This is a genomic window from Acinetobacter sp. YH12041 (genome assembly GCF_013419975.1).
Lineage (GTDB): Bacteria > Pseudomonadota > Gammaproteobacteria > Pseudomonadales > Moraxellaceae > Acinetobacter.
On sequence record NZ_VOZC01000004.1, the window covers coordinates 130252 to 144948 of the forward strand.

General features: G+C 42.1%; 13 protein-coding genes. 5 read left to right on the forward strand and 8 right to left on the reverse strand.

Annotated elements, in window-relative coordinates:
• Positions 1–3 precede the first annotated feature (3 nt).
• Positions 4–834, reverse strand: coding sequence for a rhomboid family intramembrane serine protease (locus FTU00_RS04485; RefSeq protein ID WP_180010748.1), 831 nt, complete (start codon positions 832–834; stop codon positions 4–6).
• A gap of 77 nt (positions 835–911) precedes the next feature.
• Here FTU00_RS04485 and mtgA point away from each other — a divergent pair, with 77 nt between their 5' ends.
• On the forward strand, positions 912–1586 hold the full coding sequence (mtgA, locus tag FTU00_RS04490; protein ID WP_180002266.1) for a monofunctional biosynthetic peptidoglycan transglycosylase: 675 nt from the start codon (positions 912–914) through the stop codon (positions 1584–1586).
• Between the two features lie 111 nt (positions 1587–1697).
• Positions 1698–3779, forward strand: a complete 2082-nt coding sequence (gene ppk1 / locus FTU00_RS04495; protein WP_034704182.1) for a polyphosphate kinase 1 — start codon at positions 1698–1700, stop codon at positions 3777–3779.
• A 48-nt stretch (positions 3780–3827) separates the two neighbouring features.
• Here the strand turns inward: ppk1 and FTU00_RS04500 are convergent, their stop codons facing one another.
• From FTU00_RS04500 to rubA, 5 genes are all read right to left on the reverse strand, one after another.
• Positions 3828–4424: a DNA-binding response regulator gene (locus FTU00_RS04500; protein ID WP_159122824.1), complete on the reverse strand. Its 597-nt coding sequence runs from the start codon at positions 4422–4424 to the stop codon at positions 3828–3830.
• 230 nt (positions 4425–4654) lie between these two features.
• Positions 4655–5563, reverse strand: a complete 909-nt coding sequence (gene oxyR, locus FTU00_RS04505) for a LysR family transcriptional regulator OxyR (protein WP_005234587.1) — start codon at positions 5561–5563, stop codon at positions 4655–4657.
• Positions 5564–5576: 13 nt separating this feature from the next.
• A complete protein-coding gene (gene estB / locus FTU00_RS04510; protein WP_034704187.1) occupies positions 5577–6515 on the reverse strand; it encodes an esterase EstB in 939 nt (312 codons plus the stop codon).
• A 57-nt stretch (positions 6516–6572) separates the two neighbouring features.
• Positions 6573–7751 (reverse strand): rubredoxin reductase RubB, encoded by a 1179-nt coding sequence (gene rubB, locus FTU00_RS04515; RefSeq protein WP_180179195.1) that lies wholly within the window; start codon positions 7749–7751, stop codon positions 6573–6575.
• Between the two features lie 88 nt (positions 7752–7839).
• Positions 7840–8004 (reverse strand): rubredoxin RubA, encoded by a 165-nt coding sequence (gene rubA, locus FTU00_RS04520; protein WP_004783011.1) that lies wholly within the window; start codon positions 8002–8004, stop codon positions 7840–7842.
• 478 nt (positions 8005–8482) lie between these two features.
• Here rubA and FTU00_RS04525 point away from each other — a divergent pair, with 478 nt between their 5' ends.
• On the forward strand, positions 8483–9025 hold the full coding sequence (locus FTU00_RS04525) for an adenine phosphoribosyltransferase (protein WP_180179196.1): 543 nt from the start codon (positions 8483–8485) through the stop codon (positions 9023–9025).
• A gap of 39 nt (positions 9026–9064) precedes the next feature.
• Here FTU00_RS04525 and FTU00_RS04530 read toward each other — a convergent pair whose 3' ends face one another.
• On the reverse strand, positions 9065–9559 hold the full coding sequence (locus tag FTU00_RS04530; RefSeq protein WP_034704192.1) for a YqiA/YcfP family alpha/beta fold hydrolase: 495 nt from the start codon (positions 9557–9559) through the stop codon (positions 9065–9067).
• A gap of 386 nt (positions 9560–9945) precedes the next feature.
• Between FTU00_RS04530 and lysS the strand changes: the two genes are divergently transcribed.
• Positions 9946–11472: a lysine--tRNA ligase gene (gene lysS, locus FTU00_RS04535; protein WP_004783006.1), complete on the forward strand. Its 1527-nt coding sequence runs from the start codon at positions 9946–9948 to the stop codon at positions 11470–11472.
• A 276-nt stretch (positions 11473–11748) separates the two neighbouring features.
• A complete protein-coding gene (locus tag FTU00_RS04540; RefSeq protein ID WP_180179197.1) occupies positions 11749–13200 on the forward strand; it encodes a capsule assembly Wzi family protein in 1452 nt (483 codons plus the stop codon).
• Positions 13201–13547: 347 nt separating this feature from the next.
• On the opposite strand, the gene trpS is transcribed toward FTU00_RS04540, so the two are convergent.
• Entirely contained in the window at positions 13548–14561 is a 1014-nt protein-coding gene (trpS, locus tag FTU00_RS04545; RefSeq protein ID WP_005234596.1) for a tryptophan--tRNA ligase, read from the reverse strand.
• Between the last annotated feature and the right edge of the window lie 136 nt (positions 14562–14697).

The following is a 14697-nucleotide window of genomic DNA, read 5'->3' on the forward strand; positions in this document are numbered from 1 at the left end:
GATTCATTTCGCAGGTTGATCGGCCAACTGCTGTTGTAGCATTTGTAAAATCTCTTGCCAGAGTGGGCGGATCGGTTCAAGCAAAGCCAGATTATATTGATACAGCACGATACAGGCAGCGACGCCGAGCAGTAAGGCAACCAGACTGACCAAACGGCCACGCTGCATTTTCTGACCAAGATACCAGAGCGCTGTTAGTCCGGCCCCCATGATCATGCCGCCAATATGTGCGGCATTGTTAATTCCGCTGATCATAAAGCCCATCGCCAGGTTAAGGCCCATGATCATTACCAGCGTTTTTTTATCCAGAATAAAAGGCTGACGGGGCAACATTGGCAGTAAAGATAGAACAGTCAGGGAGGCACCGAGACCCATGACTGCACCCGAAGCACCCGCACTAACACCCGGCAATAAGCCAGGATTGGCTACACCGCCTTCGATTAAGGCATAACTGTCCTGGATACTCATATAGCCACTGAGCAAGCTACCCATCAGGCCGGCACAAATATAAAGACCTGTAAAATAGACCCGGCCAAAAATTTGTTCAGCGACACTACCAAAAATATACAGTGCCCACATATTCAACATCAGGTGAATTAAGCCAAAATGAAAAAACATGCTACTAAACAGGCGTATGGGTTCCGCTAAATACGTTAAAGGTGCATAATCTGCTCCCCAGCGAATGGCATCTGGAGAACTTGGCTGTGTGATGTCCATTCCATTCAGAACCTGCCAGCCAAACAGGCCGACATTGATACAGATCAGGAGTGCGGTCATCCACCAGAGCTGCATTTCCAGTTTGCGATGTGTTGTTGGGGGAGAATATTCAGGCATGCTATTTTTTTGCTGTGATTGTATATTTCGAATAAGCTTAACACGAAAAATTGAATTTTCAGGAGTAACGCACTGACATGAAAGCCTTTCTGACCCGCACCCTTCTCGTGATTGTCAGTGTGATTCTACTTGTTCAACTGTGGATTTTTGCAAGTTTAGCCTGGTGGCGAACCAATCCAGTGAATACCACCATGATGATGCGGATCGATTATTGGATTGAACCCTCCAAGCCCATTCAACATCAGTGGCGCCCTTATGATGAAATCAGTACCAATCTCAAGCAGGCGGTAGTGACGGCAGAAGATGGAAAATTCATGCACCATCATGGCTTTGACTGGGATGGTATTCAGACTGCACTCAGCCGTAACAAGAATGAAGGCCGTGTTGTGGCAGGAGGGTCAACCATTTCCCAGCAGCTGGCTAAAAACCTGTTCCTCGTCAACAAGCGTTCATTCCTGCGTAAAGGTCAGGAAGCTGTCGCGACCTGGATGATGGAACGCATGTGGTCTAAAGAGCGTATTCTGGAAGTGTATTTAAATTCGATTGAGTTTGGAGACAATATCTATGGAGCAGAAGCGGCAGCCAAACATTATTTTGGTAAGACTGCAGAGAGCCTGACTCGTGATCAGGCCATCTTCCTGGCAGCGATTCTCACCAATCCAAAATATTTTGAAGATCATCGTAATGCATCAGCCCTAAAAGCACGTAAACGTATGATTCAGCGTTATATGCGCTATGCTGAAATCCCTTAAATAAAAATATCAAGATAAAGCCCAAATATTTGGGCTTTTTTTATGAAAATGTCATTAATTTGAAGCATACTAAAAGCAATAAGCAAGACTTGAAAATAGCGTAGGTTTAATATGAATACGGCAGCCAGTACGACTTCGGCACCAACCGAATATACTTATAATGATCGTTACATTAATCGTGAACTGTCTATTCTGGATTTCCATTTGCGAGTGCTGGAACAGGCGGTTGATCCTCTGCATCCTTTGCTGGAACGCATGAATTTTCTACTGATCTTTTCACGTAATTTAGATGAGTTTTTTGAAATTCGTGTGGCTGGCGTCATGGAACAACTGGATTTGGGCAATGAAAGCCGCAGTCCGGATGGTTTGACGCCAAAACAAGTATTAGAGCAGATTGCCGAAACTGCACATGCCGCCATTGAACGTCAGTACCGTATTTTAAATGAAGAGATTTTGCCTAAACTGCGTGAGGAAGATATCTGCTTCTTGCGCCGTGGAGAGCTAACACCGGCACAATCGGCCTGGGTGAAAAAATATTTTCAGGAACAGGTTGCTCCAGTTCTTACGCCTATTAGCCTTGATCCGGCACATCCATTCCCACGTCTGGTGAATAAATCCCTGAATTTTATTGTGACGCTCGAAGGGAAAGATGCCTTTGGCCGTCAGATTGATCTTGCGGTTGTTCCTGCGCCACGTTCATTGCCACGTGTTGTGCGTTTACCGGATGAACTGACTGATGGTAAAGAACATCATGTGATGTTATCCGCCATCATTCATGAACATGTGTCTGACCTGTTCCCGGGCATGACCGCGACTGGCTGCTATCAGTTCCGTGTTACCCGGAATGCCGATCTGGCCTTAAATGAAGATGTTGAAGACCTGGCCAAAGCCTTAAAAGGCGAGCTAAGTTCGCGCCGTTTTGGTCGTGCAGTCCGTCTGGAAGTGACTGAAAATTGTCCGCAGCATATTTATGAATATCTGCTGGAAGAATTTGATCTGGATGAAGAACAGCTCTATAAAGTGGCAGGACCGGTTAATCTGGCGCGGTTACTGTCCAACTTCAAACGTCCACATCTACGTTATGATTCACATACGCCAATTCTGCCTAAAGTACTGAAGAAATCTGAAAATGTTTTCAGTGCCATGCAGAAGCAGGATATTTTGCTACATCATCCATTTGAATCTTTTGCTCCAGTGATTACGCTGTTACGTGAAGCGGCACGAGACCCTCAGGTGCTGGCGATCAAGCAGACACTGTACCGTAGTGGTCCAGATTCCGAGATCGTGCAGGTGCTGGCAGAGGCGGCCCGTAACGGTAAGGAAGTGACTGCAGTCATCGAGCTGCGTGCACGTTTTGATGAAGAATCTAATATTGCAGTTGCCAATGTGCTGCAAGAAGCGGGTGCTGTCGTGGTCTATGGCATTGTTGGTTATAAAACCCATGCCAAAATGATTCTGGTGGTACGCCGAGAAAATAACAAGTTGGTGCGTTATGTGCATCTGGGAACCGGGAATTATCATGCGGGCAATGCACGGATTTATACAGATTATGGCTTGTTAACCACAGACAAGGATCTGTGTGAAGATGTGCATCGTATCTTCCAGGAATTGACTGGAATGGGGAAAATGGCCAAGCTGAAAAAGCTGCTCCATGCGCCATTTACCTTGCATGCCCAGCTCATCAACTATATTGATAATGAAATAGCCAATGCCAAAGCGGGCAAGAAAGCCCAGATCATCGTGAAGGTCAATGCTTTAACTGAGCTGCAACTGATCAATAAACTTTATGAAGCTTCTCAAGCAGGTGTACAGATTGATCTGATTATCCGTTCAATTTGTTGTCTACGTCCAGGCTTGCCGGGACTTTCAGAGAATATTCGGGTACGTTCAATCGTCGGCCGTTTCCTGGAACATACGCGCGTATTTTATTTTAGCAATAATGGCAATTCCCGCATTTATTGCTCAAGCGCAGACTGGATGGATCGTAACCTGTTTAATCGTGTAGAAGCCTGTTTTCCGATTGAAGATGAAGCATTAAAGAAACGCATTTACCAGCAAGGCTTATTAAATTACCTGAAAGACAATCAGCAGGCCTGGTTGTTACAAGGAGATGGAACCTGGGTGCGTGCCCAAGTTGCAGAAGGTGAACAACCGCATAATGCACAGCGTACCTTGTTAGAAACCTTTAAATAACTCTATGCAAACTAAAAAGGCTGATAATTCAGCCTTTTTTATATTTTGTTAATTTTGAGAATGGATAAATGGATTCGCGAGTTTTTGATAGATTTTGCGAATAGCAGCATAAATCTGGTAATCGTGCAGACTTAATCTGTTTTGAATTTCGGCCAAAGTCAGGTCTTGGCTGAAATACTTTAAAATCTGTACTTCAGTCTGATTTAAAAAATGTATTTTTGTTTCCTGACTCACTAAATAACGGGCTAATTCAGGATGTAAATCGGAACCACCGCGTAGGATAATTTTCAGGCTCGCTACTATTTTTGAAACAGGATGCGATGCAATCAGATATCGATCTACGCCAGATGACAAGAATAAATTAATCATTTCAGGTGAATCATCAGCTAAAACTGCAATCAGATGAGGAATCTGGATTCGTGCTTGAATTATATTAAGATTCTTAAGTTGTGCTTTCTCATGAATCTCATATAACACTAGATTGGGAAGATACTGTTCAATATGGGATTGAGCAGACAGATGATCGGTATAGGACAGCATATCCGGTTGATAACCGAGCTGTAGCAATGCAAGATCAAGATTGGAAGAGAGCGGGGGTGGATAAGGTTGCACCAATAATACCGGTGCAGGCAAAAATGAGGCCAAAGAAATCTTATCCTGAGAGTAATTAATATACAGATGTATTTTGGCTTAAATTAGTTTCAATGCCAATCCCAAGAAATAGGGATTTAATTTTTATATATTATAAATAGTTAAAGTTTAAAAATTGGTTTTGAATCATTTTAATTGACTGAATTTATAAAAATTAAATTTATCAGAAGACACAGGCAATAAAAAAGGAGCAATCTAAGTGCTCCTTTTTTATTAGGGCTTAATTAAGCTGCATCGTGAGCAGTAATTTTTTGCAAAATTTGTAATAACACATCGAATTCGCTTTGTAGCGGTGTGCTCTTACGAGTGACCAGCGCCAGAGTACGGCTTGGTGCAGCATTAATTGGATTGATGCGCAGATCCGGATTGGCTTTGATCATATTGGTATGCAGTGCAATTTCTGGCAACAGGGTAAAACCAAGATCAGCAGACACCATTTCGATCAACGTCGGTAATGAACTTGCTTTCAGGCGATGATCATTTTTACGCTCACCAATCGGGCAGGCACTCAATGCATGATCACGCAAGCAATGGCCTTCTTCAAGCAGCATCAGGCGAGACAGATCCAGATCTTCCAGAGATTTGGCTTGAGCCGCATTCTGGTCAGATTTGTGATGTACCAGATACAGATTCTCTTTGGCAATTTCAGCAACTTTCAAGCTACGGGTATCGAAAGGTAGAGCGAGCACCACCATATCCAGATTACCATGCTCCAGTTTCTCTACAATTTTCTCACTTTGAGCTTCATGTAAATGTAGCTGGATTTTCGGTAGCTGCTGATGCACTTCATCCAGAAATTGCGACAGGATGAAAGGGGCAATGGTTGGAATAACGCCAAGATGCAGATCACCGGTTAATGGTTCACTCATTTCACGACTTAAACGCATTAAGTCCTGAGCATCAGCCAGTAGAACACGGGCACGTGCAACCACTTGTTCACCAAGCGGCGTTAAACGTACATTCTGGCGATCGCGTTCAACAAGAACGCCACCGAGTAAACGCTCCAGCTCCATAATACCGCCAGACAAAGTTGACTGGGTAACAAATGAGCGGCGAGCAGCTTCTGTAAAATGCAGCGTCTCAGACAGTGTTACGAGGTATGACAGCTGTCTTAGGGATGGTAATGCAGCCATAGTGTCCTAATGTTTATGATTTAAAATGATCAGCAAATAATTCGCTAAGATATGGAATAAAATGCGGAGGGATATCATGCCCCATTCCATCAATTAATTCAAATTTAGCCCCTGAAATTGCTTTTGCAACAGCCTTACCATGACTAGGAGGCAGCAATCTGTCACGAGCACCATGAACCACCAGGGTCTCTTGTTGGATTTGCTTGTCCAGTTGCAGCAATGAACCCGTACATAATATTGCTAAAAACTGTTGAAGTACACCCGCTGGATGGTAACTTCGCTTATATAACTTACGGGCGGTCTGAATCGCTTCCAGATGATTCACATAACCCGGCGAGCCAATAATATTAAACAGCTTCAAGCTATGATCGACAATGCCATCTTCATCTGTGGAAGCGGGTTTGTCAATTAAACTAAAGAGTTGCTTTGGAAAAGGCGGAGGTAACAGTGGCTGGTTATTACTGGTAAACAGTAAACCCATTTTTTTAACTTTGTCAGGATAACGTGCGGCCAGAATCTGGGCAATCATGCCGCCCATAGAGGCACCGAGCACATAGACCTGACCCAGTCCCATTTTTTCAATCAGAAGATGTACATCATCTGCCATATCGTACAGCGTATAAGGCGCGCCCTGATTGCCTAAACCCAGTACAAAACGGCTCATCATTTTTAAGGTGTTTAAGCGAGGCCCTTTATGGTGAATCTTGGAAGATAAACCAATATCCCGGTTATCAAAACGGACCAGATGATAGCCCTGATCAATGAGGGATTTACAGAAGAAGTCCGGCCAGTACAGCATCTGTGCCCCAAGCCCCATAATTAGCAGAATGGTCGGGTGTTCAGGATTTCCTCCGACTTCTACGTGCAATTCGATGCCATTGCCAAGATCGACCTTGGTTTCACGCATGAAAGCGGTATACGGAGAATGATTGAACTGCAGGGCACTATGCATGATGTATTTCCTGATTAAAGGACATTTCGCTTAAAAAGTGTCCTTTGTATTAAACATCTAAACTGTAGCTGGAATCAAGTCAGGAACCTGCTTGGTCAATGCCAGACGTTGTTTAGCAGCAGTGGCCCCGAGTAAGACAAAACCACGTAAAGTACCGCTAGCATCAAAGGCTTTGGCTAGCATACCGTCATCAAACTCTTCATTTTCCCAACTTACTTCGACATCAACTGGAGCGGGAAGGACAGTCAATGGCGCAGCTGGTGTTTTTACTGCTACAGGCATCGCTGGATAGTGGACTGCAGTATATTCGCCATTCAATGTTTTAGACAGGGCTCGGGCCTGCTGCATGATTGGCATGACATATGGTAAAAGCATTCCGTTTACTTCCGCACAGTCGCCTACTGCATAAATGTCCGGTTGATTGGTTTCTAGCTTCGTATTGGTCAGAATCCCGCGACTGGTATGGATATCGGCTTCTTTTGCAACAGAAATATTCGGTTGTAAGCCCACAGCAGAGAGCACCACATCAGCCACTACCGACTGGCCATTGGCAAGTGTGACCAGATAATCACCATTTTCAACTTTAGAGACTTTTTCGACTGTTGTCCCCAATACAAAATGAATGCCTGTCTCTTCAAGATTTTGCTGGAAAGCATCTGCGACATGAGCTGGTAATAAGCGACCTAAAGGCTGTGGTGCAAGATCAATCACGGTGACCTGATGATTGGTATGCTGCAAGTCATTGGCAAATTCACAGCCGATCAGGCCTGCGCCTAAAATTACTACGCGTTTATCTTCACGGGCTGCCAGATTATGACGGAAAGCTTTATAGTCAGTCAGGTTGTTGACCATATGAATGTCATCGCTCGCATCACCAGCAATGGCCAGGCGTACTGGATTGGCACCCACAGCCAGCACCAGTTTAGAATAATCCTGTGTGCTTTCCTCACCATCTTTTTCTAAAGTCAGCTGATGCTGTTCAGGATGAATCGTTTTGACCCAGGTATTTTTTTCGATGCGCATTTTCAGCTGTGCTGACATTTTTTCTGCATCACCCAAAGGGATGTGTTCTGGCGCTTTGTTTCCTGCTAAAGCATTAGAAAGCGTAGGTTTTGCATAATTAGTCGCATCATCAGCACAAATCATGACAAGTTCATGGTCTGGGTTGAGTTTGCGAAACTCACGGGCAACAGCATAACCCGCCATGCCCGAACCAATGATGACGATAGGATGCATACGATTCTCCATGCTTTTTTAAATTAGTTTTTTTCAGGTATAAAGGACATAAAAAAGACCATTCAATATGGTCTTTAAAAGAACATGATTAGATTTCAATCATTTCAAAATCGACTTTAGAAACACCACAATCCGGACAAGTCCAGTCATCAGGAATATCTTCCCATTTGGTACCAGGAACGATTCCGTCCTGAGGCCAACCTTCTGCCTCGTCATAAATCCATCCACAAACGATGCATTGATATTTTTTCATATAACTCTCCAAAACTGACCAACTGTAGCTGTCAGCTTAAAATCCACAAATGGCAAGACCCTAAAGAATATGACTTTTAATAGTAAACATATTTGGCTAAATTTTTACGCAGTTCTATTCATAAAGTAAAGCGAATAAAAGTTTAATCAGTGAAATTAACAGCAGAAAGGTCAGTCACTAGATATTTCATTACTAGAAATATATTTAAGGTGAGGCAAAGAGTTGTATTTTTAGTTTTATAAAACACGTTTCTGGCTTAGATTTTAAGTTGTAGACCAAAGTCGGGCAGAAAAAATGATTAAAATCAGTTAACTTAGACTTAGAAAAGTCTTTATTAAATATTTTTTATAATAAATTTATATATTTAAATCAATTGGTTATTATTATTTTCTGCTTTAATATTGCACAGTCGTTGTTGTTACACATTGTTAATTTAGTTTAAAATTCACTTATTCCTTTCCTTGTTTAAAGATCTCCCATGAGCAATTTGTCTACTTCTCTGTGGTCTCACATTCGTACTGTCCAGAATTTCCCAAAACCAGGCATTTGTTTCTTCGATTTGACTCCATTATTCATGAATAATCTGGGTCCATTAACTGATGCTTTGATTGACAGCATTCCTGAAGAAAAGCTAGCTGAAGTAGACAGCTTTGTGGCAGTGGAAGCACGTGGTTTCGTGCTGGCAAGCCTGTTGGCGCAGCGTACGGGCAAAGGCTTATTACTGGTTCGTAAAGCAGGTAAATTGCCGCCTCCAGTGGTAGGTGTAGGTTATAGCCTTGAATATGGTCTGGACCGTCTGGAAATGTCTGCAGAAGTTCAGGGACAAAAAGTGATTATCGTGGATGATGTACTGGCAACTGGCGGTACATTGAAAGCAGTACATGAGTTGGCTGAAAAATGTCAGCATCAGGTTCTAGGTGCGAGCATCTTCCTTGATCTGCCAGATTTACACGGTGAATTAGGCCTGGACATCTGGTCAGTACTTGATGATAAATCCCAGCCTGAAGCTGCAGTTGCTTAAGTCTGAATGATCAAAAAAGCCCCAACTATTGGGGCTTTTTTATTGCCGGATAAAATGATATTCAATTTCCTGAATCAGGTCGTTAATCTGTTCGGGATGTTCCAGACGATGATGACCACCTTCAATGGCATGAATTTGCATATAATCTTCAAGCTGTGCCTGTGCTGCATGCATATCCAAAATTTCATCGCCTAATTCCAGATAGGCCATTTGCGGAATATCATGCTGCAAATCACTGTCACAAATCGCAGGATAATCATCGCGGAAATTCGGTTGCAAGCTAGGATTCGCGATCACACAAGGGATCTGATGAGCTTGTGACATTTTTAGCGCCCAATAACCGCCCAGACTGTGTCCGACCAGAATATCCGGTTTAATGGTTTCAACCATTTCATGATAGAAATCGGCTACCGACTGGTAGCTCAGATTACGATAATCCACATCTATACAATATTTATGCATTGCATCAATTGCATGAAATTTCGTGGACTGTTTTGACGAATCCAAGCCATGAAAAAACAATATTTTAGACATATTTTTACTCATTTTTATCGGACATGGCAAAGTCGTGGTCAGGGTGTTAAGACACCACCTTCTAATATGGTCATTATTGTAAAACGTCTATTTCGAGGAAGCAGTTAGCTATTGGTCTAAGCTGATATGGGATATAAAGGCATAATTTGTGCAGAGGATTGAGGTCTTGGACTTTCATCTAACAAAAGTTGGGCAATATTTTAAAAAACCAATCATAAAATTCGAAACTGAAAATAATGCAAATCATTTGTTTTTAAAAATTTCATATATCCAGAAATTTTTCTCAAGAAAAGCCACGTGTAGGAAGTCTTTACGCTACGATTTGATGCAGATTTCTGCTATTCTATGCAACTTCTATTTTTTAACTAATCTTATCCGAGGCAGAGATGACGCAAAATAACGCTCAATCGACTTCTGAACAAATCATTTCCGAAAACGATTTAATTGCACAGCGTCATGCCAAGTTAAAGCAGATTCAAGACCACGCAAAAGAAACTGGTGTTAGCCCATGGCCAAACACATTTAAACGTGAACATTATGCGCAAGACTTACAAGACCAGTTTGCTGATAAATCTAAAGAAGAAATTGAAGCTGGCGAACACGTTCATGTAAAAGTAGCAGGTCGTGTGATGTTGAACCGCGGTTCATTCATCGTGATTCAGGATATGACCGGTCGTATTCAGCTTTATGTTCCACGTAAAGAACTTGAGCCAGAAGTACTTGCAACGATCAAAGGCCTGGATCTGGGCGATATCATTGCAGTTGAAGGTTATATCGGTCGTTCTGGTAAAGGTGACCTGTATGTTCATATCGAACATTTTGAATTACTGACAAAATCATTACGTCCACTTCCAGACAAGTTCCATGGTTTGACTGATACTGAAGTGAAGTATCGTAAGCGTTATCTTGATCTGATCGTAAATGAAGAAACCCGTAAAACTTTTGAAGTTCGTGCCAAAGTTGTTGCCGGTATTCGTAGCTTCCTGAACGACAAACGTTTTATGGAAGTTGAAACCCCGATGATGCACGTAATTCCTGGTGGAGCATCTGCGCGTCCATTTGAAACGCATCATAATGCACTGGATATGCCATTGTTCCTGCGTATTGCACCTGAGCTTTATTTGAAACGTCTGGTTGTGGGTGGTTTCGAGCGCGTATTCGAAATTAACCGTAACTTCCGTAATGAAGGTGTTTCTACTCGTCATAACCCTGAATTCACCATGATCGAATTCTACCAGGCGTATGCAGATTACAAAGACCTGATGGAATTGACTGAGCAAATGCTGGAAAAACTGGCAATTGATATTCTGGGTACCACTGATGTGCCTTATGGCGATGAAGTCTTTAGCTTCAAAGGACCATTCAAAAAGATCTCAATGTTTGATGCCATTCTTGAGCACAATCCACAGTTCACTCCAGAAAATGTCAATGACCGTGAGTTCCTGGCAAAATTCATTCAGGACGAACTGAAAGAACAGGTAAAACCAGGTTTTGGTCTGGGTAAACTGCAAACCATCGTATTTGAAGAAACGGTAGAAACTCAACTACGTCAGCCTACATTCGTGACTGAATATCCAGCGGAAACTTCTCCACTAGCTCGCCGTAATGATCAAAATCCGCATATTACAGACCGTTTTGAATTCTTTATCGGTGGTCGTGAACTGGCAAATGGCTTCTCAGAATTAAATGACCCGATTGATCAAGCTGAACGCTTCCAGGCGCAGGTCGCTGAGAAAGACGCGGGTGATGATGAAGCAATGCACTATGATGCTGACTTCATTGAAGCCCTGGAATATGGTCTGCCTCCTACAGCAGGTGAAGGGATCGGTATTGACCGTCTGGTAATGATTTTCGCGAATGCACCAAGTATCCGTGATGTAATTTTATTCCCGCATATGCGTCATAAACACTAATGACTTATTCGAAAAAAGGCAGTTTTTAAAACTGCCTTTTTTATGTGTTCAGCATTTATCTTAAATAAAATTAAAAACCCAGCACTATTTAAATCTATTTTTTTTATATTAGTGATTTCATTTTTTTGTATTTCTATCTCATTTTTCGAAGCGATTTATTATTTTAAAAGTCAATTAAATCTAGGGTTTCATATTATACTGATACAGTTTCGCCATTGAATATTGTTTTTGAAATATCTATGGTTAGGCAAAAATAAACTTGAGAATATTGATCCCATGTTTCTAAAAAAACCATTATTAAGTGTACTTCTTACGACACTTTCACTTCCTGTTTTTGCTCAAGGGCTGGTTCTGAATGATGCAAATCTTCGTACTGACTTGAACTGGTTAAACCAGCAAGGGGTGATCCAGATCAGTACCTCGACCTGGCCGCTCAGTGGTGATGAAATTCAACGTGCTCTATCCAATGCACAAGTGAGTAACAAAGTACAACAACGTGTTATTGATTCAGTTCTGGCAAAATTAACAGCAGACAATCAGCAGCTCAAAGTAGGCTTATTTGCGGAAAGTGATCCAAAAGATATTCCTCAAGCCTTTGGCGATCAGCAAAAGGCACAATTTCAGGCAGCTTTAGAGTTTAATGCAGGTGGCGAAAACTGGGATGCCAAGCTCCGGGTTAATGCCGAAAAAGATCGACAAATTGAGAATGATCAGGATGTAAATCTGGAAGGATCTTATCTAGCAGGGAAACTCTGGAATCAATGGCTGATTGCCGGCCAAATTCCGACCTATTGGGGTCCGGGACATGATGGCAGCTTGATTCGCGGCGATGCTAGCCGCCCAGTATATGGATTTATGGCACAACGTGCAGAACAAACAGCTTTTGAAACTAAATGGCTGTCCTGGATTGGACCGTGGCAATATCAGGCTTTTGCAGGACAATTGGATGATTATACTGCCGTTCCAGATGCCAAACTAATTGGTCTTCGTATAACAGCACAACCTTTATCTTACCTGGAGCTAGGTGCTTCTCGTGCGATTCAATGGGGTGGGGAAGGACGTCCTGAAAGCTTAAGTTCATTATGGGATGCTTTTGTCGGGAATAAAGATAATGGTGGTACGGGTAAACCTGACCCATCAAACCAGATTGCTGGTTTCGATGCACGCCTGAATCTGTTTCCTTTGACACAGGTACCTATGGGCTTCTATGGGCAATATGTAGGTGAAGATGAAGCGGGTGGTCTGCCTGCGAAGAAAATGTATCTGGCTGGTATAGATTATTCTGCAACTGTAAGAAATATGCCATATCAACTTTATACAGAATGGGCAGATACACGTACTAACGGCAAGGTGCGAGGTATTTCTTATAACCATACCAATTATACTGATGGTTTTTATCAGCATGGTTATCCGCTGGCACATGCTTTAGGTGGTGATGCACAGATGATCTCAGTAGGTGGTGATATCCGTTTTGATCCGATGAACCGTTTATCTGGGCGGGTATTATTTGCTGAAGTCAATCAGTCTGACCGTAGACCTGAAAATAATGCTGCTTTTGCTTTTGATGATGAAATTAAAGCACTAGATGTCACCTGGTCGCATTATATTCGTCCAGAAATGCCACTTAAAATTAATGCCTGGATAAGTGACTCAGATGTAAATGGTCAAGATGGCGGTGCCTCTATTGGAATTGAAATTCCATTAGAAAAAGGCTTGTTCAAATATTAATATTCAAGACACAACAAAATCCTGCTCATCTGGCAGGATTTTTTATATTTTCAAAAATTACAGACAAAAAAAACGCAATGATTGGGGTTGTCATTGCGTAGAAAAAGGAAGTTTCTTTCAAAACTAAATCAAGATTAACTGTGGAGAGAGTTAAATTTGATTCCTTACTGTATGTAAGTATATTAGGACTCATTCTCATGTGACTCATCAGTATTCATGTTAATAGATGTTAAGTAAGGTTAAAACTATGAAGAATCTGTGTGGAAACTTGCCTTATTTTTGCGCATTTTAGCCTTAAATAAAAAAAGCCCTTCATTTGAAGGGCTTTTTTTTAAATATTGTCTAGCTTAGAAATGGAAAACACCTAAGCCTGTTTTCACTTCATCTAAAGTGGCCTGTGTAATGTCACGGCATTTATCTGTACCCGTTTTCAAAATATCCATGATGTAATCCGGGTCTTTAGCCAGTTCCATCCGACGTTCACGAATTGGACCGATCAGCTCTTTCAGAATACCTTCCAGACGTTTTTTTACTGTACCATCACCTAAACCACCACGGCGATAATGTGCTTTCAGTTCTTCCAGTTCTTCTTTATTGGTGTCGAATGCATCCAGGTAAGTAAATACCACATTGCCTTCAACCTGGCCTGGATCTTCGATGCGCAGGTGATTCGGATCGGTATACATCGCATTGACAGCTTTTTTGATGTCTTTGTCAGAGGCATCTAGAACAATAGTATTACCTAATGATTTAGACATTTTCGCTTTACCGTCAAAACCTGGTAAGCGTCCCACATTAGAAAGCAGCGCCTTACATTCAGGCAGTAATTCACGGCCAATCTGACGGTTAAGGCGACGTACAATCTCATTGGTCTGTTCGATCATTGGAATCTGGTCTTCGCCCACCGGAACTACAGTTGCTTTAAAGGCTGTGATATCTGCTGCTTGAGCCACTGGATAGCATAAGAAACCTGCAGGAATATCACGCTCAAAACCACGCATCTGAATTTCTGATTTAATGGTCGGGTTGCGCTCTAGACGTGAAACTGTCACAAAGTTCAGATAGAGCATAGTCAGTTCGTTTAAGGCTGGCAGGCAAGACTGAACACAGATAGTAGTTTTGGTTGGATCAATACCGACAGCCAGATAATCTGTTGCTACTTCAATAATATTGCGACGTACTTTTTCAAAGTTGTCTGCATTATCTGTCAGGGCTTGAGCATCAGCGAGTAACAAATGTTGATGGTGAGAATCTTGTAAACCTACGCGAGAGCGTAATGAACCGACAAAATGGCCAAGGTGAAGCTGTCCGGTAGGACGGTCGCCAGTCAAGATTACTGGACGATTATCTTGATTACTCATTATCTATTCCAAAAAGTAGTCTGTACTACATCAATATTTTAACGAATGGCCACATTGTACGGCATTCTGTTTTTGAATGTCAGCCAGAAAAAAAAGCCGTAGTAAAAAATCTTATTAATTAAACAAGTGAATACAA

Excerpts from the sequence above, each read along its gene's own strand:
- lysS (WP_004783006.1), top strand. The coding sequence starts at position 9,946 with ATGACGCAAAATAACGCTCAATCGACTTCTGAACAAATCATTTCCGAA.
- trpS (WP_005234596.1), bottom strand. The coding sequence starts at position 14,561 with ATGAGTAATCAAGATAATCGTCCAGTAATCTTGACTGGCGACCGTCCT.
- FTU00_RS04540 (WP_180179197.1), top strand. The coding sequence starts at position 11,749 with ATGTTTCTAAAAAAACCATTATTAAGTGTACTTCTTACGACACTTTCA.
- mtgA (WP_180002266.1), top strand. The coding sequence starts at position 912 with ATGAAAGCCTTTCTGACCCGCACCCTTCTCGTGATTGTCAGTGTGATT.
- ppk1 (WP_034704182.1), top strand. The coding sequence starts at position 1,698 with ATGAATACGGCAGCCAGTACGACTTCGGCACCAACCGAATATACTTAT.
- rubA (WP_004783011.1), bottom strand. The coding sequence starts at position 8,004 with ATGAAAAAATATCAATGCATCGTTTGTGGATGGATTTATGACGAGGCA.
- estB (WP_034704187.1), bottom strand. The coding sequence starts at position 6,515 with ATGCATAGTGCCCTGCAGTTCAATCATTCTCCGTATACCGCTTTCATG.
- FTU00_RS04485 (WP_180010748.1), bottom strand. The coding sequence starts at position 834 with ATGCCTGAATATTCTCCCCCAACAACACATCGCAAACTGGAAATGCAG.
- FTU00_RS04525 (WP_180179196.1), top strand. The coding sequence starts at position 8,483 with ATGAGCAATTTGTCTACTTCTCTGTGGTCTCACATTCGTACTGTCCAG.
- rubB (WP_180179195.1), bottom strand. The coding sequence starts at position 7,751 with ATGCATCCTATCGTCATCATTGGTTCGGGCATGGCGGGTTATGCTGTT.
- FTU00_RS04530 (WP_034704192.1), bottom strand. The coding sequence starts at position 9,559 with ATGTCTAAAATATTGTTTTTTCATGGCTTGGATTCGTCAAAACAGTCC.
- oxyR (WP_005234587.1), bottom strand. The coding sequence starts at position 5,563 with ATGGCTGCATTACCATCCCTAAGACAGCTGTCATACCTCGTAACACTG.